Annotated in this window: 15 protein-coding genes and 2 pseudogenes; 5 read left to right on the top strand and 12 right to left on the bottom strand. The window is 39.1% G+C overall.

All coding sequences use genetic code 11. The annotated features are described in order from the left end of the window. Window positions 1–3 precede the first annotated feature (3 nt). On the top strand, window positions 4–906 hold the full coding sequence (locus tag CUB63_RS15185; protein WP_006535295.1) for a LysR family transcriptional regulator: 903 nt from the start codon (window positions 4–6) through the stop codon (window positions 904–906). Between the two features lie 185 nt (window positions 907–1091). Here CUB63_RS15185 and CUB63_RS15190 read toward each other — a convergent pair whose 3' ends face one another. The 5 genes from CUB63_RS15190 to CUB63_RS15210 all read right to left on the bottom strand — a co-directional run bounded on the left by CUB63_RS15190 (window position 1092) and on the right by CUB63_RS15210 (window position 3599). Next, complete coding sequence (locus CUB63_RS15190; protein ID WP_072063747.1) at window positions 1092–1484, bottom strand: DoxX family protein; 393 nt, start codon at window positions 1482–1484, stop codon at window positions 1092–1094. 184 nt (window positions 1485–1668) lie between these two features. Then, a complete protein-coding gene (locus CUB63_RS15195) occupies window positions 1669–1974 on the bottom strand; it encodes a YqjK-like family protein (RefSeq protein WP_232240061.1) in 306 nt (101 codons plus the stop codon). After that, a complete protein-coding gene (locus CUB63_RS15200; protein ID WP_006535291.1) occupies window positions 1955–2365 on the bottom strand; it encodes a phage holin family protein in 411 nt (136 codons plus the stop codon). The genes CUB63_RS15195 and CUB63_RS15200 overlap by 20 nt, the downstream gene beginning before the upstream one ends. A gap of 6 nt (window positions 2366–2371) precedes the next feature. Next, window positions 2372–2677 (bottom strand): ElaB/YgaM/YqjD family protein, encoded by a 306-nt coding sequence (locus CUB63_RS15205; RefSeq protein ID WP_006535290.1) that lies wholly within the window; start codon window positions 2675–2677, stop codon window positions 2372–2374. A gap of 262 nt (window positions 2678–2939) precedes the next feature. Beyond that, window positions 2940–3599, bottom strand: a complete 660-nt coding sequence (locus tag CUB63_RS15210; protein WP_109848415.1) for a DedA family protein — start codon at window positions 3597–3599, stop codon at window positions 2940–2942. A gap of 725 nt (window positions 3600–4324) precedes the next feature. Between CUB63_RS15210 and sstT the strand changes: the two genes are divergently transcribed. After that, the gene (gene sstT / locus CUB63_RS15215; protein WP_072063746.1) at window positions 4325–5578 is read left to right on the top strand and encodes a serine/threonine transporter SstT; all 1254 of its coding nucleotides are present in this window, start codon (window positions 4325–4327) and stop codon (window positions 5576–5578) included. A 107-nt stretch (window positions 5579–5685) separates the two neighbouring features. Here sstT and CUB63_RS15220 read toward each other — a convergent pair whose 3' ends face one another. Beyond that, window positions 5686–7704: an NADPH-dependent 2,4-dienoyl-CoA reductase gene (locus tag CUB63_RS15220; protein ID WP_109848416.1), complete on the bottom strand. Its 2019-nt coding sequence runs from the start codon at window positions 7702–7704 to the stop codon at window positions 5686–5688. A gap of 270 nt (window positions 7705–7974) precedes the next feature. Between CUB63_RS15220 and CUB63_RS15225 the strand changes: the two genes are divergently transcribed. Next, window positions 7975–8391 (top strand): DoxX family protein, encoded by a 417-nt coding sequence (locus CUB63_RS15225; RefSeq protein ID WP_109399343.1) that lies wholly within the window; start codon window positions 7975–7977, stop codon window positions 8389–8391. Window positions 8392–8504: 113 nt separating this feature from the next. Here CUB63_RS15225 and CUB63_RS15230 read toward each other — a convergent pair. From CUB63_RS15230 to CUB63_RS15250, 5 genes and pseudogenes are all read right to left on the bottom strand, one after another. Continuing rightward, window positions 8505–11303, bottom strand: a pseudogene (locus CUB63_RS15230) (M16 family metallopeptidase). Beyond that, on the bottom strand, window positions 11293–13002 hold the full coding sequence (locus CUB63_RS15235; protein ID WP_109848417.1) for an ABC transporter ATP-binding protein/permease: 1710 nt from the start codon (window positions 13000–13002) through the stop codon (window positions 11293–11295). Before CUB63_RS15235 ends, CUB63_RS15230 begins: the two are co-directional and overlap by 11 nt. Window positions 13003–13065: 63 nt before the next feature. Continuing rightward, entirely contained in the window at window positions 13066–15828 is a 2763-nt protein-coding gene (locus CUB63_RS15240; protein WP_109848418.1) for a TonB-dependent receptor, read from the bottom strand. Between the two features lie 103 nt (window positions 15829–15931). Continuing rightward, entirely contained in the window at window positions 15932–16960 is a 1029-nt protein-coding gene (locus CUB63_RS15245; protein ID WP_229096476.1) for a FecR family protein, read from the bottom strand. Further along, window positions 16950–17499 (bottom strand): annotated as a pseudogene (locus tag CUB63_RS15250) (RNA polymerase sigma factor). Before CUB63_RS15250 ends, CUB63_RS15245 begins: the two are co-directional and overlap by 11 nt. Window positions 17500–17670: 171 nt before the next feature. Here CUB63_RS15250 and CUB63_RS15255 point away from each other — a divergent pair. Beyond that, on the top strand, window positions 17671–18468 hold the full coding sequence (locus CUB63_RS15255; protein WP_006535271.1) for an energy transducer TonB: 798 nt from the start codon (window positions 17671–17673) through the stop codon (window positions 18466–18468). A 105-nt stretch (window positions 18469–18573) separates the two neighbouring features. Here CUB63_RS15255 and ettA read toward each other — a convergent pair whose 3' ends face one another. After that, on the bottom strand, window positions 18574–20241 hold the full coding sequence (gene ettA / locus CUB63_RS15260; protein WP_036932999.1) for an energy-dependent translational throttle protein EttA: 1668 nt from the start codon (window positions 20239–20241) through the stop codon (window positions 18574–18576). A gap of 342 nt (window positions 20242–20583) precedes the next feature. Between ettA and sltY the strand changes: the two genes are divergently transcribed. Further along, entirely contained in the window at window positions 20584–22503 is a 1920-nt protein-coding gene (gene sltY, locus CUB63_RS15265) for a murein transglycosylase (protein ID WP_006535269.1), read from the top strand. Window positions 22504–22532 lie beyond the last annotated feature (29 nt).

Here is a 22532-nt window from a genome sequence, read left to right on the forward strand (position 1 = left end):
ATAATGAGTAAAGACAAAGCCATTACGTTGGAATCTTTACGAGTGATGGATGCCATTGATCGTAGAGGGAGTTTTGCAGCGGCTGCTGATGAACTAAATCGAGTTCCATCGGCGCTCAGTTATACCATGCAAAAATTAGAAGAAGATTTAGATGTTGTTCTTTTCGACCGTTCTGGCCATAGAACAAAATTTACTAATGTCGGTAGAATGCTACTTGATAGAGGGCGTATATTACTTGAGGCTGCTGACAAATTAACCTCAGACGCTGAAGCCTTAGCAAGGGGTTGGGAGCCTCATATCACTATTGTTTGTGAAGCGCTTACTCCAGCATCTAGACTCTTTCCTTTGGTTGATAAACTGGCTGAAAAATCAAATACGCAACTTTCCTTAGTTACTGAAGTATTAGCGGGGGCATGGGAAAGTTTAGAAAGTGGTAAATGTGATATTGTGATTTCGCCCGATATGCATTTTCGTACTTCATCAGAAATTAATTTCCGCCCTTTATACAATACCACTAGCGTTTACGTTGCCAGCCCAGATCATCCCATCCATAACGAACCTGAGCCATTAGCCGAAGAAACTCGCTTGAAATATCGAGGCATTGCGATTGCAGATACAGCAAGAGAACGCCCTGTATTGACAGTATTGTTGTTAGATAAACAGCGCCGTTTAACGGTCAGTTCGATTGAAGATAAACGCCGAGCATTAATTGCAGGTTTAGGTGTCGCGACAATGCCGATTGATTTAATTGAAGATGACATCAAAGAAGGGCGCTTACGTGTTGTTGGCCCTGAATATCATCATGAAAATAATATTATTATGGCATGGCGCAGAGACAGCATGGGCGAAGCTAAATCGTGGTGTCTACGTGAAATACCTAAACTCTTTGCGAATGATAAAAAATAGTTTTGTTATTAGATAATTTTTATGTTTAGAGATAATCGCTCACAGAGTAATTGTGGGGATAACAGAAAAGAAGTTAATGAAAAATTATACTAATATCGTTAAAAAAGAACCCTATGCCTAAAACATAGGGTTCCTTATTGAGTTTAAGATCCCCTAAGGGATCTTTTTTATTTCTAAACTTATTATTACCAGTTTTTATTGAGAATACGATCTAAGCTCCATTTACCTGGGCCTGTGATAACGAGTAATAAATATCCGCCGGCAATGGTCATATTTTTCATAAACATTAATTGGTTCATGCCTTCAGCAAAATTACTGTGGAACAATAATGCGGTTAAGAGAGTAAAGACCGCGGTAAAAATTGCTGTGGTGCGAGTTAAGAAACCAAATAAGATGGCTAATCCACCACCTAACTCTAATAGAATAGTCAGTGGTAATAAGAAACCGGGAACGCCCATTGCTTGCATATATTGTTGTGTACCTTCGTAACCACCAATTTTTCCGTAGCCTGCGCTGATAAATAAAATCGGCATTAAAATACGGGCAATTAATAACGCAATGTCTTCAAATTTTTTCATGATGTTTATTCCTAATCAAATTCTATTATCTGCAATGTATATCTGTTTATATTTGTATTTTCGTTGGTTAATTTTCTATTTTTAGAATTAATAACCACGGCTACGGTGTGAGATATACAATAATGTGAATTGAGCGGAGAGGATATTAAGAAGAATTAACATTCTTGGACAAAAAAATTGAAGATTAATCAGAGGTTTTTTTGAAGGACTTTTGGATCGTACGAATTAAGCCAATTGCACCGATCGCGCGTTGCCCTAATCGTATGATTTTTTTAGGATGCTTAATGCTGTAAAGAGAAATAAAACAAGCTCCCACTAAAAGCGCCGGTTTTAAGGAAACTAAAATTCGCCATGCTTTATCATAAGGCTCTGTTACATCAAGCCAAGTTTGTGTGCTTTGTCCTAAGTCAGAGCGCTGTTGCTGAATTTTATTCAACAACAGCTTTTTACGTCTTGCGAGGATCGCCTGTTTATTTTGTCTGTTCATCATGATATTGCTCCAAAAGGCGTTTATCTAATTCTAATTGCTGGCGAGTATCGCCTAACAAGGTAGAATTTCGCGCTTTTCTTAATGTCATGATGCCGCCAATGAGCGCACAGAGAAGTAAAGTCGCCGTTGTGATGGCTAAAGCATAGACTCGATATTCAGGTGGAATAATCCAAAAAATCAGAATAAGTAGGCTCATTAAGCCAAAGGCGGTGAGCAACAAAGTAACACCAGCCATTAAAATAAGCTGGATCAGAGTGGTTTTTTCTTCTTCCAGTTCTATGGCGATTAATCGTAGGCGAGTTTCAACCATGCCTATCATGATAGCGCCAATCTTACTGAGAGAATTCAGAACCCCGGATGCGGGGCCCTGTGGTCTTTGAGTATCACTCATTATAAATTAGCGTTTTGCTAGTAAAACACCAAGAACAACACCAACAGCCGCACCAATACCGATACCTGTCCATGGATTTTCACGAACATAGTTATCTGCTTTTCCGGCGATTTCTTTGGTGTTATCGACAATTTCTCTACCTGCATCACTGAGTTTTGCACGAGAACCTTTTATTGCCGATTCTGCTTTGGCTCGTAGACTTTGGAGCTCTTCTTTGGATTTATCTGCAGAGGAGTTCAGTACTTCTTCTAGAGTATCAGCAAGAGATTTCAATTCACTGCGCAGATCTTCATTCGAATGTTGATGAGACATAAGTAACTCCTTTAATAGATATCGATGTGATACTTATAACAATAGACCAATTTTACCGCTTAATGAAATTAAATAACGACTTATTGGTAAAAAAAAGAGATAAATCTTAATGGATATCCACAGTTAAAGGGATGAGACGATGTTAAGGCGAGTATATAGCAAAATGAAGTAAAGGCCTGTTCAAATAAATGAAGTAGGCCTTTGTCATTTTTCTTACTGTTTTTTATGTCAGTAGGAAAATCTTTATATTATTTGATAGATCTTATGCTTTCACTTTTTTCTTTTTGATGACAACCCAGATGCTACCAATTAATCCTATTACTAATAGGCAAACAGGTAATAGCATAAGGATATTCATTAAATGATGTTCATACTGACGAAATAGTGGGCTATTACCTAACATATAACCCAATGTGGTCAGTATGCCGACCCATAAAAGTCCACTTAACCAGTTGAAAATTTGAAAGCGAGTATTGTTCAATCCAGCAAGGCCTGCAATTGTTGACAACAATGTCCTAACGAACGCTAAAAAGCGACCAATAAGTAATGCGGCTAAGCCATGACGATGAAAAAGTCCATGTGCACGCTGGTGGTAATGTTCTGGTAGATGTGATAGCCAACTGCGTACTAATTTAGTATTTCCAAGCCATCGACCTTGAAGATAGCCCAACCAACACCCTAGGCTCGCTCCTGCCGTCAAAATGAGTAAGGTCAATGGAAAATCCATTGTACCTTTAGCAATTAACACGCCCACTAAAATTAGCAAACTATCTCCAGGCAAGAAAGCTGCAGGCAATACTCCGTTTTCTAGGAATAGTATGGTGAATAATAAAATGTAGATAATCCATATTAATGAAGGATTAGCTAAGGTTTCGTAATCTTGGTGCCATAGCGCCAAGAATAGCTCTCTTACGATTTCCATATAAAAGGCTTCCTAAAACTGAGTCATTTGGGGGTAAATATAAAATCAATAGGTGTTGTAATCTACTTACCCATTTTCTACTTCATAGGGTCTATTTTTCATTGTTTAAAACAGCAACACTCTAACAAAATCAGGAAAAACTAGACAGAAAATTTTTTAACTCAATAACGATATTACTTACACATGGATATTGGATCTCGAAAAATAGACATTAAATCTCTTTTTGAGTTCAGAATAGGGCGTTTTTAAAAAGAAAAACTCAAGAGGATGGATAATACAATGGGGTGTTTTCTATTTTATAGCGATCATAAAAGATAAATTTTTAATATTAATTGAGAGAAATAAAACGTTATCTTGTTTGACTTTCTTGTTTATTATTTATTCAATTCAAAGATGAGCACGGTGGATAATTGTTAGTGATAATGTTAATAAAAAAGAGGGATGGTTGATTAAGAAAATCAAAAAACAGAGAAATAAAATAAAAAACAAGTAAGATGACTAGGTATAACTTACTGATAATAATAATTTCTTTCATTTCCGATCGGTATACTAAAAAGAACAAAATCCTATTATGATCACAGATATGTTATTTATTTGTTAACAATAACGGTTAATGCTGTATATTTTGCATAATCAGCTTTTCAGCGCGATTCAATTCCTTATACTGGCATTGCAAACACTCAAAAATGCCTTTTTTAAATATTATTTTAAGTAATGGAATAGCTATGGATAAACAACAATCCAGAGTCTTCAGCCTGTTCTTTAAGGGAAGTCTCGTTAAACAAATACTCGTTGGTTTAGTTGCAGGGATCTTACTGGCTTGGTTAGCACCAGAAGTTGCCAAGATGATGAGTTTATTAGGTACTCTGTTTATTAGCGCACTGAAAGCTGTAGCGCCTATCTTAGTATGGGTACTCGTTATGGCTTCGATAGCTAATCATCGTCAAGGGCAAAAATCGAATATTCGCCCCGTATTAGTTTTATATCTGTTAGCAACATTCTTTGCTGCATTAACCGCTGTTGTTGCTAGTTTTGTGTTCCCATCAGTTTTAACGTTAGTTGTTAGTGAATCACAATTGTCACCACCTGAGAATATTGCTGAAGTGCTTAAAGGCGTATTAATTAATGTGGTCGCAAACCCTGTTGATGCGCTTATCAATGGTAACTATATGGGCATTTTAGCGTGGTCTATCGGTTTAGGTCTGGCATTACGCCACGCAAGTGATACCACTAAAGCCTTAACGCAAGATTTAGCGGATGCAGTGACAAACTTAGTCCGTGTTGTTATTCGTTTAGCACCTATCGGTATTTTTGGTTTAGTGTCATCAACTATCGCAACGACAGGCTTTAAAGCTTTAGCAGGCTACTTGCATGTCCTTGCTGTTCTGATTGGTTGTATGCTGTTTGTCGCTTTAGTCGTGAATCCAATAATTGTATTTTGGAAAATTCGTAGTAACCCATATCCATTAGTATGGGCATGTTTGCGTGAAAGCGGTGTAACGGCTTTCTTTACACGCAGCTCTGCGGCAAATATTCCTGTGAATATGGCAATGTGTCGCCGTATGAATTTAAACGAAGATACTTATTCTGTTTCAATTCCATTAGGTGCGACCATCAATATGGGTGGCGCGGCAATTACTATCACTATTTTGACATTAGCCGCAGTAAATACATTGGGTATGCCTGTTGATGTGCCAACCGCATTGTTATTAAGCCTTGTTGCTGCGATTTGTGCTTGTGGTGCATCGGGTGTTGCGGGCGGCTCTTTACTGTTAATTCCACTGGCTTGCGGCATGTTTGGTATTAGCAATGATATCGCTATGCAAGTGGTTGCAGTGGGGGTAATGATTGGTGTGTTACAAGATTCAGCAGAAACAGCATTGAATTCAGCAACGGATGTTCTCTTTACTGCAACAGTCTGTATTGCTGAAGATAATCGTATTTCAGATAATCCATTAACTGAAAAAAATAATGGGTAAAAAGGGTAAGTAGTAAGACAGGAAGAGCTGTAAAAATAATAATCAATAATAAAAAATAGAACCCCACATTTATGTGGGGTTTCTTTTTGCTCAAGCACTGGAAAGGATTAAATATTGAGAGCTAATTCTGTACCTTGCCTAATAGCGCGTTTCGCATCTAATGCGCGTGCATCTTTTGCTCCGCCAATAAGATGAACAATTTTGTTTTCTTTTTCTAAAGGTGCGAATAGAGGGTGATAAGCGCGTTGCCCCGTACACAATATAATATTATCAGCCATAAGAAGCTGTTGTTTTCCATCTTGTTCAATCACAAGACCTTCTGGTGTGATTTTTTGATAATGACAATGTGTTAAGAATTTAACGCCTTTTTTCTCTAATGTTAGCCGATGTATCCAACCCGTTGTTTTACCTAAATTCAACCCTATCTTTCCGGCTTTACGTTGAGTCATAACAATCTGTTTATTATCATCTTTTAAGTGATTTTCTGGTTTTATACCACCACGATATGAAAGCGTTGGATCAATGCCCCATTCTTTGTTAAAAGCACAAGGACTTAGGCTACTGCATTGCCCTTTTTGAGTAAGATAGAGACCCGTATCAAAGCCAATACCTCCGCTACCAATGATCACTACATTTTTACCCACTGGTTGATGGTGTTTTAAAACATCAAGGTAAGTTTTAACTATCTCATTATCTTGCCCTTCAATGTCAGGGCTGTGGGGCGTAACACCACTGGCTAAAATAACTTCGTCAAAGTGCTCAAGATGATGAGGAGTCGCTTCGGTATTATTTTTAACAATCACACCAGTGAGTTGTAGCTGTCGTTTAAAGTAGCGTAAGGTTTCCTTAAATTCTTCTTTTCCGGGAATTTGGCTAGCAATATTCAACTGCCCACCAATAACATCTTCTTTTTCAAACAGTGTTACATGGTGACCACGTTTAGCCGCTGTTATAGCAAAAGATAATCCCGCAGGTCCTGCGCCAACAACAGCTAACTTTTTGGGTTGTTGAGTTGGAGTAACCAGAAGTTCGGTTTCTCGACACGCGAAAGGGTTAACAAGACAAGATGCTGTTTGCCCCGAAAATATTTCATCAAGGCACGCTTGATTGCAAGCAATGCAAGTATTGATTTCATCTTCGCGCCCCTGTTGTGCTTTAAGTACAAACTCAGGATCAGCAAGAAAAGGGCGAGCCATTGAAACCATATCGGCACAACCTTCTGCCAAAATAGCTTCTGCGGTTTGTGGTGTGTTAATTCGGTTGGATGTAATCAGTGGAATATTCACTTTACCCATTAATTCACGCGTTACATTCGCAAATTGGCCTCTCGGTACCATGGTCGCTATTGTTGGAATTCGTGCCTCATGCCAACCGATCCCTGTATTGATCATTGTGGCGCCGGCTTTTTCAACGGCTTTGGCAAGATAAAGTACCTCTGATGCATCTGAACCATTTTTAATTAAATCCAACATAGAAAGACGATAAATAATAATAAAGTGATCACCAACAGCTTTTTTTATGCCTTCAAGAATGCGTAAAGCGAAGCGACAACGATTTTCAATATTACCACCCCATTGATCGTCTCGCTGATTGGTGTGGCTGACTAAAAACTGATTAATTAAATAGCCTTCAGAGCCCATTATTTCAACACCATCATAGCCCGCCTTTTGGGCTAATTGAGCACAGCGAATGTAGTCATTAATAGTTTGTTCAATTTGTTCATGACTCATTTCTGTTGGCATAAAAGGGGTTATTGGCGATTGAATAGCCGAAGGGGCAACTAAGTTAGGTTGGTAACTATAACGACCTGTATGCAAGATCTGTAAAGCAATTTTGCCTCCTTGCTGATGAACGGCATCAGTAACAAGCTGATGAGTCGCTAGTTGGTTTTCAGACATTAATGTTGCAGCGTGTGGTAATAACACGCCTTGTTTATTAGGAGAGATCCCCCCAGTCACTATTAATGCAACACCAGCAGCTGCGCGTTGGGCATAAAACTGTGCAAGTTTTGGGGCATCATTCGGATTTTCTTCAAGTCCAGTATGCATAGAGCCCATAAGAATGCGGTTTTTAAGTACAGTAAACCCTAAATCAAGAGGCGAAAATAGATGAGAATAATGTGCCATCAGATACCCTTTTCAGACTGGTCAGATGAGATATCTATTAGCATAACGAGAAGTGAGTGATTAAGAGTTTATTATGTTAACAAGTTGTGATCTTAATCATGGAAAAGGTGAGTAGAGGGCGATAAAGCAATAATAATCTAAGTGATTACTTAATGAGAACAAATAGTGATAATAAAAATCACACTCATTCATAATATTTCATCATATAATATAGTGTACCTACAAATACGTATTAAAAACACACATCACTATTTTGAATTTGGAGACGTTATGATTAATAAATTTAATCAACTTGTTGACTGTTCTGACTTAGGTAAATTGGTATTACGTGTTTCTCTTGGAGTTTTAATGTTATTACATGGGCTTCATAAAATGGAACCGGGTGGGTTAGCAGGTATTCAGGGGATGTTAGCTAATTTTAATCTACCCGCCTTTATTGCCTACGGTACGGTGATTGGGGAAGTCGTTGCACCTATCTTACTGATCATTGGCTTATTTACTCGTGTTTCAGCATTTGTTTTAGCCGGTACGATGTTTGTTGCTATTTTGATGGTTCATTCTGGTGATCTATTTGCATTAAACCCTAAAACAGGGGGATGGGCTCCTGAAAGTGCAGGCTTTTATCTCTTTGCCGCGATTGCGGTGATGTTTTTAGGTAGTGGTCGTTTTGCAGTTAAAAAAGATTAATAAATCTAATAGTCAATAAATTTGAATTTAATTACTATAATTTGATTAAAATTGATGAATAAACGCCCAGTTGGTTATTTAAACTGGGCGTTCTCTTTTTAACGAGATAAGACTTATTTTTTGTTGGCAGGAGTTAATTTAAATACCTTTTCATTCTCACCTAACCATTGACGAGCCACTTGATTTATATCGTTAACAGTTAATGTTTTTATCATGGCAGGCTCAGTGAGTAAACGCTGATACTGTTGGTCATCAGTTGCAACTTGTGCAAGAGCTTCTGTCCAATAACTTGCACTGTTATTTACCTGTGAATTTTCAGTTAGCCAGATATTTTTAGCCTCTTGTAACTCTTTATCTGTAATGCCTGACTGTTTTACTTCATTCACGACTTTACGAGCAAGAGTAATTAATTCATCAGCGCGCTCAGGTGATGCCGTAAAGTTTAAACGACCAGTATAGTAGCTTGTCGGCACTTTCGTTAACATTTCAGAGAACCCAAGTGAATAAATACCACCAGCTTTTTCACGTAGGTTGAGTCTTAAACGTTGACTGATCACGGTATCGAGTAAATTTAGTGCTAATACGCGTTGTTGTGACCATTGAGCAGGTGCTGCATATTGAATGCTAATCATGCTCTTATCACTACTTGCAATAGGATATGTTTTGCTAAACGAGGTAAGTTTAGGGTTAATCGCAGGATCTGCCCAAAATAAGCGTTGCTCTGAACGTATTGGCAAACTCGCAATCCAACGTTCAACAAGCGGTTTAACTTGATTTAGATTGACAGGGCCACTGATAACTAATGTCATATCAGCAGGTTGTCCTAAGATCATTTGGTTTGTTTGTTGTAATTGTTGGGCTGTAAATTGTTTCCAAGTACCTTGAGGTGAAACGACAAGGCGTTCACCATTTTGATAACTTTCTTTATTGATATTATCTAAGAATGTACGTTCAACGGGGGTTTTTGAAAGACCTAATGCCATTGCTTGCTTTTATTGCTCTAACTTCTCGCCATTAAACCGTGGAGAAGTCACTTTTAGATGCATTAATGTGAGTAAGGTTTCAAGTTCATCAATTGGCGCTTCGCCACGAAAACCATGGAATAACAGTTCGCTATAAGGGCGCAAGCTAATTTGGTGTTGCTTGGTAAATAATGCTAATTCACGCGCATTATAATTTCCATATCCACTGACTTCAGGTAGTTTTAACGCCCATTGCACCATCCCTAAGTTTTGATTGGTTTCAAGTGAAGAACCTCCCGGAATACGCAGTGAAACTTGAATATTATCTTTGAGATAACTGTCATTTTTCACAATCACTTTTACGTTATTGCTCAGTGTCCACTGTTGCGTTTTTTCAATAGGGAGTGATTGCGTGGAAACAATTGAACCTGTGAGTTCAGGTTTAATATCTAATACAACAGCTTGCGTTTTTAGGGTAAATGCGCCTGGATTTGACTGTCTAATTTCTTGCCAACGTTGTGCTGCTTTAGTTGCATTAAACAAACTAGCATCATTATCCGGACCAATCACAGCAACGCGTGGCGAAGATTGTTTTAGATATTGAGAAAAATAAGCTGACAATGTTTCAGGGGTCACTTTATTGATTAATTGATAGCTTAAATTGAGTGCCTGTTTTTTAGTTTGAATTGGCATTTCCAATTCAATGGCTGTGGTGATTTGGTTGGCTAAATAATCGTGCTCATAACGCTCTTCCCCCGCAGCTTGTTGGCTTAGGCGTTTTAGCATTGCGTTGCGAGCATTATCTAATTCTTCTTGAGTAACGGGTACAGAGGCGAGGCGTTGAACTTCTGTAAATAAGATATCTAATGCGCCTTGGTAATCATTACCTTTAGGATGTGCAATCATCAATTGTTGTGAACGACGAGCATCTAACATTGCACCTTGAGTATTGGCGCTAATAGACGCAATTAATCCATTATCAACGATAGTGGAGAAACGTTGATTTAAAATTGATAGCCATAATGAATCCATTAAATCTTCATATTGACCTTGGCGGCTATTTAAAGGTGCTGGCAAAGTCCGTTGCAAGGTGAACTGTAAAATACGTGAACCTTGTTCTTTGTCGAAAATTGTTTTAACCAGTAGATCTTTATGGTCGATAAAATTGTGCCAAGCAGGATCATCAATTCCTTTGTTTTCGCTATTTTTCGCATTAAACAGTTGCTTAATATCGGCAATGGCATCGCCCTGATTGAAGTTACCGACCAGTACTAACGCCATTCTTTCTGGTTGATACCAAGTATCGTAATAGCGTTTTGCATCTTTCACATCGCCATGTTTAACAATTTCTAAATCGCCAATAGGATCACGATCTAGATAACGGCTACCGTAGTAACGCAATTCTTCTAACTGGCGGTTAATACGAAAACCAATACCTTGGCGTAAACGCCACTCTTCAACAATAACAGGGCGCTCTTTATCAAACTCAATAGGGTCAAATGTCATTTCAAATGCCCAATCTGATAAGATTTTTAACCCCGTCTTAATTTGGATCGGGTTTGCATTCGGTAATGACAGCTTATAAGTCGTCGCATTTAAACTTGTTACGGCATTGACATGACTACCTAATTTCATGCCTAGGCTTTCAAGTTGTTTAAAGCCCGTTGTTCCTGGAAAATGTGTTGTACCTTTAAATGCCATATGTTCAGTAAAGTGTGAAAAACCAAGCTGTTTTTCATCTTCTTGAACAGAGCCACTTTTTACCAAAAGACGCATTTCAACACCGGATTGTGGGCGTTGCAGTAAGTAGACGTCTAAACCATTATCTAGGGTAAAATGGCGAACATCAGGACGCAGTAATAACGTACTTTTGTCATTTTGATTAGGAGTGCTTGCCGCACACCCTAAAAGTGAAAGGCTGACTGAAATAATCAGTAATTTACGATACATATTCGGTAACTCCAACAGGTTGAGAGGAGGACACGGTAGGGGATTTGAGTGAAATCACATTATCTGCAATTAGATGTGTAAAACGCTGGTGGCTCACTAAGGCAATACCTGCGGTTGGCAGATGTTGTTTTAGCAACTGCAACATGTTCAATGCATTTTGTTCATCAAGTGCAGAAGTGGTTTCATCTAATAAAATAAGCTCTGGTTTATTGAGTAATAAACGGGCAAAAATAAGACGTTGTTGCTCACCGCCTGATAGACGTGTTGTCCAATCTGTTTCCAGTGAAAGTTGATTTTTTATTTTGTCTAAGCCCACCAAATGAAGGGCTTCTTCATACTCTTTAGCGGAGAATTGATTAGGCTGACAAGGATAAGCGAGCAAGCTGTCTAAACGTGCAAAAGGCAGGTACATACGTTGTGGGAGCCAACACACATTTGGCGAGCGTTGAATTTCCCCTTTGAAATAAGGCCAATGCCCACTTAATGCTCTAAGCAGTGTTGATTTACCTAAACCAGAGCAACCTTCAATAACGGTTAACTCACCTGCTTTTACCGAGAAATTAATATCTTGGATTAACAGGCTGTCATCTTGCATAAACAGAGAAAGATTAGCCTTCAATTTAATCAGTTTATCATTTAAATCTGCGACTTCTGGCTCATGATCGTGCTCTAAAAGCACCACAAAATTATAAAGACGGGTCACCGTTGCTTGCCATGCAGCAATCTCTTTATATGAGAAGATAAACCAACTTAATGCACCTGCAACACTAGAGAAGGCTTGTCTTAATTGCATTAATCCCCCTAGCATTAACTCGCCAGCAAGGAATTTAGGTAAGGCAAAAATAATCGGTGCCATCGCAGTGGCTTGTTGATAACCGACAGTAAAGAAGGCCAGGTTTCTTTCGTAGCGAATGAGGTTGTTCCAGTTACGAATGACCCCTAAAAAACGCCCCATTAATTCATTACGATCACTTATTTCACCACGCTGACCTGCAATCGCATCACCATGTTGTTTACGGGTGATGAGTGCTGTACGGTAATCAGCTTCTTTGCGTTGCTTATCCATATTAATTTTACGCAATGGTGAGCCAATAAACTGCGTAATGGTTATCCCGATAATGGTATAGATAATACAAGCCCAGAACATATAGCCGGGAATTGTCCACTCACTACCACCTAATGTGAAAGAGATAGTGCCAGACAGTGACCAAAGAATGGTGGCAAAAGAGATAAGCGTGAGTAACGAGTGCAAGAATGTCACAGTTAAACGCATTGTTGATTCGATCAGTAAACGAATATCTTCTGCAATACGCTGATCTGGGTTATCAGGCTCTTGAGAAGTCAGTCTTAACATATAGTGTTTACTGTTTTTTGATAACCAGCGATCAAGCACTTGTTCAGTCATGCCTTCGCGCCAGCGAATAACCATTTTTTGGCGTAAGAAATCGCCCATGACTACGACAGTAATTAATCCTGCAATAATAATGACAAATTGTTGAAGAAGCTTGTAGAGTGCTTGTCCATCAAGTTGTTGTAATGCGTTATAGAAACTACCATTCCATTCATTCATTTTGACGTTAAACCAGACGGATGACAGGGTTAAGGTCAAAGAGACAATCAATAGAAACCAGCAGTAAAGGGCGGCACGCCGCCCCCAAAAAGGTGAAACTAAATAGAAAAATTGTTTTATTGTTTTCATTGCTTATTGGTCATATTTTTATTGTGTATCGACTTGGTTGCTCACATTAACTTCGTCAATTTATTAATAGTCGTAGCTGACTTGTAACCAGAACTGACGACCTGGTTCATACGATTTGTATTCTTTGTCTTTGTAAGTGAAGTGATCAGCAACGTTTCGAGTATTAAGAACGTTATTCACTTCAACAGAGATACCCACACCATAAGCAAACTCAGGTTGCCAGCTTAGTTTGGTATTCCATGTAAAGCGGCTGCTGTAATTTTGTTTTTTATAGGCATAAATATAACCAGCATCATCTGTTTTGATCGGGTTACCGTTATTGGTTTTTTCTGCTTGAGAGCGCCAGCTATTCCATTGCAATTGGTTAAACCACGTCACATTCCATTCATCCCAAACGCTAGTGAGATCGGCTGTGATTTTTAATGGCGAGTTGAAATTACCAGAGGGTAGATCTTTGGCATCAATGATTTTTCCATCATAGAACACTTTGTTTCGGTTAACGTTTTGAGTGTTTGGACTAAAATCGGCATAACCTGAATCTTTAGGGGTATTCGTTTTGCTTTGTTGCCAACTGATTGAAGCATTGAAAACATGATCTGCTTGCGCCAATTCCCACGGCTGGCTATTTTTCACCGATAAAGTCACGGAATCGTGTGAACTACGACCATTGTTATTAAATGCACGAATATTCATTTTTTCGTAATCGGTGCTATCAGGATATTTTGTATCACTACGCACTTCATCACGACCGTTACGATGAACGTATTGTAAACGCCAAGTGGTTGAGGCGATTTCTTGTTGTAAACCTAAAGTAAATTCATCGTTGTACGGTGTTTTTAACGAATCTAGGCCGTCAAAATCAGTACGGTTATACCAGCTGGCATCAGAGGATTCAAAATCAAAGTAACAGTGTTGCAAACCTGCATTTTGTGCCCCATACAATGCATACGTTAACATGGAGCGACCGTAGTAACGGTTTACACCACCAATCAAGAGGGTATTGCCTGTGCCCCAAATATCATAGGTACCACTTAAACGCGGTGAAATATTGTTTCTTTGAACAAAATCATCTCTATCTAAACGAATACCAGGACGCAGGGTTAAGCGTTTATATTGAATATTGTCATCAAGATAGATTGCATAATTTGTATAGGTTGCACTATGGCTCCCTGATTGGAAGCGTGTTGTATTTGAACGTCCGCCACTCCACTCGTTTGTATCAGGATCAGTCATTCCCGTATAGAAGTAACTATAAAAATCTTTATCTCTGATATAAGAGCCTTTGGTTCTTGCAACTTCAAAACCGGTTGTAGGTTGGTGTATGGTTGAACCTAAGTCATAAGAGTTAAAACGCATTATCGCTTTAGTACTTACAGTTTCTTGATTACTCTTTAGATCACCCTGACCACCACTGTTATAACTTGTTGGTGTTGACCAACCAGTAATTGCATCATCTAAACGAATAAAGTAATTTTGATCATTCGTTCGTTTATCTTCTAATTTTTGATAACCCGTTGTTAATTCTAAAGTACCAAGATCTAATTTATGTTTATAAAGTGCAGTAAAACTTAAACCATTATGCTCATTATCATAGCCTGAGTTATAGACTGAACCTGAGAATAGATAGCTTTTATAACGCGCAATATTACTTGATAAATCAAGAGATTGAGTATCTGAAATATCCCAAGAGTATTTAATAAAATAGTTATCTGAGGTACGAGTTTGGTCGCGATAACCTGCGGTTTGTTCAACTTGTTCTAATTGATAGTCAGGTGTATGGATAAAGCCACCAGCACTACTGATCATCATAGGAATGGTTGATTCACGGCGAGATGCAGAGAATATTAAACCGGTATGCTCAGTTAATCCTGTTTCAAACCAACCACCAAAGTTTTGTTTATCGTATTTTTTCTGGAATCGGGCTGGATTACTGACATCATTATTGGCGGTATCAAAATTTAGTTTTGGATCGGTGAAAATATTGTTCCAGCTTGAACGTGTCGTACGGTAATAGGCATTAGCATGGGTTTCGCCAGACCAACGACGACTCTGTACATCAACGGTACCGCCTGTAAATCCACCAAATTCCACCGGAATATTGTTATCGTAAACAGTAACACTATCAATTAAGCGACTATCAAGGTACATCCCTTGTTCATCACTACTAACACGCGTGTTGGTTTCACCATTACCTGAGTTGGCTGGGTCAAAGTCATTGTTAAAACTGACACCATCAAGTTTGTAAGAGTTTTGATAACTACTAGAGCCGTGAATAGAAATTCGTGAAGGTTTAATTTCACCCTGATTCATTGATGTGCTGTCATTATTGGAAAATTGAACAGCAGGGTTACTTTTGAGTAAATCAGTGATGTTACCATCACCCGTATTACGCTGTTTTATCTCTTCTGAAGTAATGTATTGTGGGGCTGAAACCACATCAGTAGCTGGGTGATAACTGCTACCAACACCCGTGACTTTAACTTCAGGAATAACAATCGCGTTAGTCGTGGCGAGAGGACGAATAACAAATCCACTGCCTTGCGGAATAATTTCTAACCCACTCCCAATTAAGACTTTTTGTAATGCAGTGTGGGTTTCAAATTGACCCGAAAGTGCTGGAGCACGTAGGTTTTTGACCGAACTTGCATCAAATAAAATTTGGACTTGTCCCTGTTTTGCAATAGCGCTCAATGAATCAGCCAAAGACTGTTCTGGTAAAGCCACAGAAATGGTAGATGCATAAGCACAAGGTGCAGCAATAGTGGTACTTATTAGCAATGCTAGCAGAGACCTCTTAAGGGCCCCTTTTTTGTTATTCATTTTCATTTCACCAATCCCATTCACTAACTTAATAATTGTTGTTACTAAGGAAGAGGGTGAAATGAGAATTATCCTCACCTGTAAAAAAGAATATTTTTCATATTTCTTTTTACTTATTGATAATTAACGCATTATTTTTATCGGTAAAAACAACATTAACCGGCAATATAAGTGGAATTGCGGTAATAAACTCTTCGGCATCATTAATGTTAGCGATCCCTGAGATTTTCATTTTGGCAATTTCGGGGGAGGAAATGTGAACATTGATATCAAGATAAGGTTTGAGTTTGGTTATTACTTCATTCAATGGGCGTTCAAAGAAATGCAGTTGACCAAAACGCCAACTTCCCACGGAATCAATATTGACCGAAGAGATAACCAAACTGTCACTGGCTAATGTGCTGGTGGCTTGAGAGCCTGCATACAAATAGGCTGGAGAAGATTTGGGTGTGGCTTTTACTTCGACAATCCCTTCATGGACAGCAACGTTAACTTGATTGTTATCATAGTGACTCACTTCAAATTCAGTGCCAACAACTTTAATTAATTGGCTATCAGCATGAACATAAAAAGGACGATACGGATTTGATTTGACTTTGAAATAGGCTTGTCCTTTATCTAGCCATAATCGTCTTTCTTTTTGTACGTAAGCCACTCTGACCTGTGTATTTCTATCTAAATAGACTTTAGAGCCATCAGCTAAGGTCATTTCTTTTGGTGAATTGCTGGTTGCAAGCGTCATATTATCCATCAGTAATGCGGGTAAATGACTATAAGGGAGATATAAAACGGTGAGTAAACAAAGCGCAGCCGTGGTGTGGATCATCGGGCGCCAAGGAGAGTGTTTTTTCTTTTCAACCGTGGTTATTGTTGGTCGTGGTAATGTATCGCATTGACGCCAGATACCTGCAATGTCCTGATATGCTTGCCGGTTTACATCATTTTCTATCCACACTTTAAACGCTTGGCGTTGTTTTGGGGTTATCCTTTGACTGTGTTGTCGGGTAAACCAAAGAGCTGCTTGCTCATCAGGTGATCCACTGAGTAATTCATCATCCGTTTCTAAAAAAAGAAGATCTGCTCCCTCATCTGTGTGAGGTTTAGTTTCCGGTATATTTTTTTCCGGCTTACTCATCATTCGTGCATTTCTCCTGTCCTGCATCGACATATCTTTTGCAATATAATAGGGCTGCTGCAATATGTTTTTCCACCATACTGATTGAAATATCCATCTGCTCTGCAATTTCGCTTTGTGATAAACCATCAAAACGATAAAGAACAAACGCTTCTCGGCGGCGTGGGGGCAACGTGGCAATTGCTTCACTAAGTAGATCTAAACGTTGTTGATGCTCAAGGACGTATCCCGGATCAAGCTCAGTAGTATAATTCTGAGCGGCATCATCTAATTCATAATCATCCTGGTAGATATCTTTCTGCTTTTGATTTTTTCTCCAATGGTCAATCAAAACGTGGTTCGCTATTTTAAACAGAAAAGCACGCTGTTCTTGTACAGGTGTTTGTTCTTTTCTGTTTAGCCATAGTGTAAACACATCTTGAGACAAATCATCTGCATCATGGTAATTACCCGTACGTTTGTGGAAAAAAACGCACAAGTTGTCCATAGGTTGATTGATAGGCACAACTAATTTTTTGTGCCAATGATTTATTGCTAGCCATAATCTCTGGTGTTTAAAAAAGAGTGAAATAATAAGCTCTTACTGCTTCTCAAGCGAACAAGTTATGATAATTATCAAGCTAATTTTTTATTGTATTATTAATAATAAGCAATATCATTTGTGTTTGTATTATGCCTATAATTCATTAGAAAGAAAATCAGAGGCAAGAATTATGAGTAGTATGTCGGCGACTTTCCCACGCCGTTGGTCGTTTTCTATTGGTGGATTAACTGCCAGTATTTTATTTCATGTAACGCTAGTTGTTGTTGCTATTGGCTGGATAACTTCTAAAGAGGAACGTTATGGTGTTTTACCACCCGCAATGACAATGGATCTTGGTATCTATCAATTGGCTCAGACAGAAACAAAAGACGTTCCGGTTGGGCCTGAAAAAGTGATGTCTGTTCCTGAGCCAGCAGAAACCGAACCAGAGCCAATTAAAGAAGTATTGGATCTGCCAAAAATGCCTGTGGTTGAACAAGGTACTTATGAACGCCTTCCTGAAAAGCCAAAAGTAAAGCCAGTGGTTAAACCAAAACCTGTTGCGGTAAAAGTACCTGATGATCTTCCTGTCTCAGAAGCTCCATCAGATATAACGAGTGCACCAGCTTCTGGCTCTAATACAAGCAGTAGTGCTCAATTTAATAGTTTATCTTCCTCTTCTGTGAGTGGACAAATAGGGTGGGAAAGTTTGGTTCATAGCCATATTAATACCTATAAACGCTATCCACGAACAGCATTGCGTTTTAAAGCAACAGGCGTGACACAAGTTTCTATTATGTTAAATGCAAAAGGTGAGTTATTGGATGCAAAAGTGGAAACATCCTCAGGTAATCGTATTCTTGATAAAGAGGCTTTAAATACAATTAAACGCGCTTCGCCATTTCCAGCACCTGAAAGCTATCGTTTGGTCAATGGAAATATTTCGTTTACCGTACCTTTAGGTTTTGATTATAGGCAAGAGAGTTAATTATTAATGTTTTACAATTAGTTATTAAATTTTAAACTAATAAAATAGAAAAAAGCAGAGAATAATCTCTGCTTTTTTGTTATCGAATGGAGTAAATAAATGCGATTATTTGCTCATACGTTTGTACTTCATGCGACGAGGCTGAATAGCATCGTTACCTAATGTACGCTTTTTATATTCTTCATATTCGGTAAAGTTACCTTCGAAGAATTCCACTTTACCTTCATCTTGGTAATCGATGATATGTGTGGCAATACGGTCAAGGAACCAACGGTCATGGGAAATAACCATGGCACAACCTGGGAACTCTAACAGGGCATTTTCTAATGCACGTAAAGTTTCAACATCGAGGTCGTTGGTTGGTTCATCGAGCAGTAACATGTTACCGCCAACTTGTAGCAGTTTAGCTAGGTGTAAACGACCACGCTCACCACCAGAAAGTTCGCCAACACGTTTACCTTGGTCAACGCCTTTAAAGTTAAAGCGACCCACATAGGCACGGCTTGGAATTTCAAAGTTACCAATACGCATAATATCTTGGCCACCTGAAACTTCTTCCCAAACGGTTTTACTGTCATCCATGCTGTCGCGGAACTGATCAACAGAGGCTAACTTAACAGTATCACCTAGCACTAAAGTACCTGAATCGGGTTGTTCTTGGCCGGAGATCATCCGAAATAGTGTTGATTTACCTGCACCGTTAGGGCCGATAATACCAACAATAGCCCCTTTAGGAATAGAGAAGCTTAAATCATCAATCAGAACGCGATCACCATAAGATTTTGTTAGATTATTAATTTCTAACACTTTATCCCCTAAACGCGGTCCAGGTGGAATAAAGAGTTCACTGGTCTCATTACGTTTTTGATAATCAACGCTATTAAGTTCTTCAAAGCGAGCCAGACGAGCCTTACCTTTTGCTTGACGGCCTTTAGGATTTTGGCGGATCCACTCAAGTTCTTTTTGGATTGATTTATGGCGAGCTGCTTCAGTTGCGGCTTCTTGTTCCAGACGTGCGTCTTTTTGCTCTAACCATGAAGAGTAGTTACCTTCCCATGGAATACCTTCACCACGGTCAAGTTCTAAGATCCAACCCGCTACGTTATCTAGGAAGTAACGGTCGTGCGTGATTGCCACAACAGTACCTTCATAATCGTGTAAGAAGCGTTCTAACCACGCTACAGATTCTGCGTCTAAGTGGTTAGTAGGTTCATCTAATAACAGCATATCTGGTTTTTCTAACAGAAGACGACAGATAGCGACACGGCGGCGTTCACCCCCTGAAAGTTTCTCAATTTTAGCGTCCCACTCAGGTAAACGCAGCGCTTCTGCAGCACGCTCTAATTGGTTTTCAAGGTTATGACCATCATGAGATTGAATAATCGCTTCTAACTGACCTTGTTCTTTTGCTAATTTATCGAAATCAGCATCAGGATCGGCATAAGCCGCATAAACTTCATCAAGGCGGTTTAATGCGTTTTTCAGTTCGCTAACGGCTTCTTCAACGGCTTCACGTACGGTATGTTCAGGGTTTAATTTTGGTTCTTGTGGTAAGTAACCAATTTTAATGCCTGGTTGTGGACGTGCTTCACCTTCGATATCAGTATCAATACCTGCCATGATGCGTAGTAATGTTGATTTACCGGCACCATTTAGACCAAGCACACCAATTTTCGCGCCCGGGAAGAAGCTGAGTGAAATGTTTTTAAGGATATGTCGCTTTGGTGGGACAATTTTCCCGACACGCAACATACTATAAACGTATTGAGCCACTATAATTACCCTTTGATTATAAAAGAGATTTTCTCTGAGGTGCCATTTTTCGCGATAAAAACAAATTTTTTGTAATTAAGCCGCGTTTTTAGAGCACCTAAATGAACAATAGCAAAGTCAATGTCAGTAATTTGCCAAAGACCCGAAAATGATGAAAGTCGCCAGTATACCCGATTTATAAAAGAAAACCTTAGTCAAAAGAGAGGTTTTTCTCAACCTTTCGTGCTTCTTCTGAAAGTGAAGAAAATTTCTGTTAAAGAGGGGAACTTACATTGTTAATGATTATCATATTAGCTAATGTATTCACTCTTTGGTGGTTTTATTTGAGGTGGGAGAAATAACGTGGTGAAGCAAAAGTGGTCGTTAACATTCGCAATAGGGGCATTGTGCTTTTCTGCATGGGCACATGCTGACTCATTAAGTGAACAACGTGCTCGTTATCAAGAAATTAAAGCAGCGTGGGATCTAAAAAAAACAGATGAAGTCGAAAAACTACTGCCTACATTGCAAGATTACCCACTTTACCCCTATTTAGAATATCGTCAAATCACAGATAATCTTGATATTGTGGCACCGGCGGTTGTTTCTGAATTTGCTGAAAAATACCCGACACTCCCTCCTGCAAGAGCGCTTCCATCGCTGTTTGTGAATGAATTAGCGAAGCGCCAAGAATGGCAAAATTTACTGACTTTTAGTCCAAATCCACCTAATCCTAAAGCAGCAAGATGTAATTACTATTATGCAAAATGGGCAACAGGTGATATTCAAACAGCATGGATTGGGGCTAAAGAAGCATGGCTAAATGGTACTTCAATGCCATCAAGTTGCGATCCTCTTTTTGATGAATGGCAAAAAGCGAATCAATTAACACCAGAATTAGTATTAGAAAGAATTCATTTAGCGATTAAAAATGGTAATACAGGGCTGGCGGCTTATTTAGCAAGACGCCTTCCAGAAAATTATCAAACCATTAACGATGCCTTGGTTGAATTACAAGACTATCCAAACTTAGTTGGGCGCTATGCAACCGCGCTTTCACCAACCGATTTCACTCGTTCTATCATACAATCGGCATTTTCACGTTGGGCAAGAAAAGATGCAGATGCGGCTAGAGCGCAACTGGATAATATTGCACATGCCCAAAAAATGACGGCGAGTGAACGCCAGTTAATGCGTGATACTGTGGCATGGCAATATATGCCTTATGCCACACCTGAGCAGGTGAAATGGCGTGATAGCGTTATTCAAGATACTGCATCAGATACACTGCGTGAACGTCGTGTACGCCTAGCATTAAGCCAAAACCAACCAGCTGAATTGGCATTGTGGTTAGAAAGACTTTCTCCTGAAAGTAAAAATAAGGAAGAGTGGCGTTATTGGCGTGCAATGGTATTGCAATCTCAAGGTAAAAATAGCGAAGCTCAAGCTATTTTAGAAGCGCTGACGCAAAATCGTGGTTTTTACCCAATGGTTGCCGCGACCAAATTAGGTAAGCCTTATGTGATGGTGATAGATAAGGCACCAAGTGTTTCATCAAGTATCTCTAATCAGCCAGAAGTACAACGTGTTCGTGAATTAATGTATTGGCAAATGGACAACTTAGCGCGCTCAGAGTGGGCAAACTATGTTGCTTCGCAACCCGCACAAATACAGTCTGAATTAGCACGTTATGCATTTGAACAAAAATGGGCTGATTTAGCCGTGCAAGCCACCATTACAGGAAAAATGTGGGATCACTTAGAAGAACGTTTTCCTCTTGCCTGGAAAAATGAGTTTGAGCAATACACGAAAGATAAATCGATAGACCGTAATTATGCGATGGCGATAGCCCGTCAAGAAAGTGCGTGGAACCCACAAGCACGCTCTTCAGCGGGTGCAACAGGTTTAATGCAGGTAATGCCAAAAACAGCAGAATTTACGGTAAAACAAGCCGGTATTACGGGGTATGTAAGTAGCGCACAGTTAACCAATCCTGTGAAAAATATTGAGATTGGTACGGCTTACCTTGATTCTGTTTATCAACGTTTTAACCAAAATCGTATTTTAGCAAGTGCTGCGTATAATGCAGGACCTGCACGTGTTGATCGTTGGTTATCTGATGCAAATGGCCAACTAGATGCGATTGCGTTTGTTGAAAGTATTCCTTTTGCTGAAACACGAGGCTATGTCAAAAATGTGCTCTCTTTTGCTGTTTTCTATAGCTATTTTGCCGGTGAACAGCAGCCGGTTTTGACTGAAAATGAGTGGAATAGTCGTTATTAAGGGATAAAAAGGCGATTTGTCGTGGGAGC

Source organism: Proteus penneri, assembly GCF_003144535.1.
GTDB lineage: Bacteria > Pseudomonadota > Gammaproteobacteria > Enterobacterales > Enterobacteriaceae > Proteus > Proteus penneri.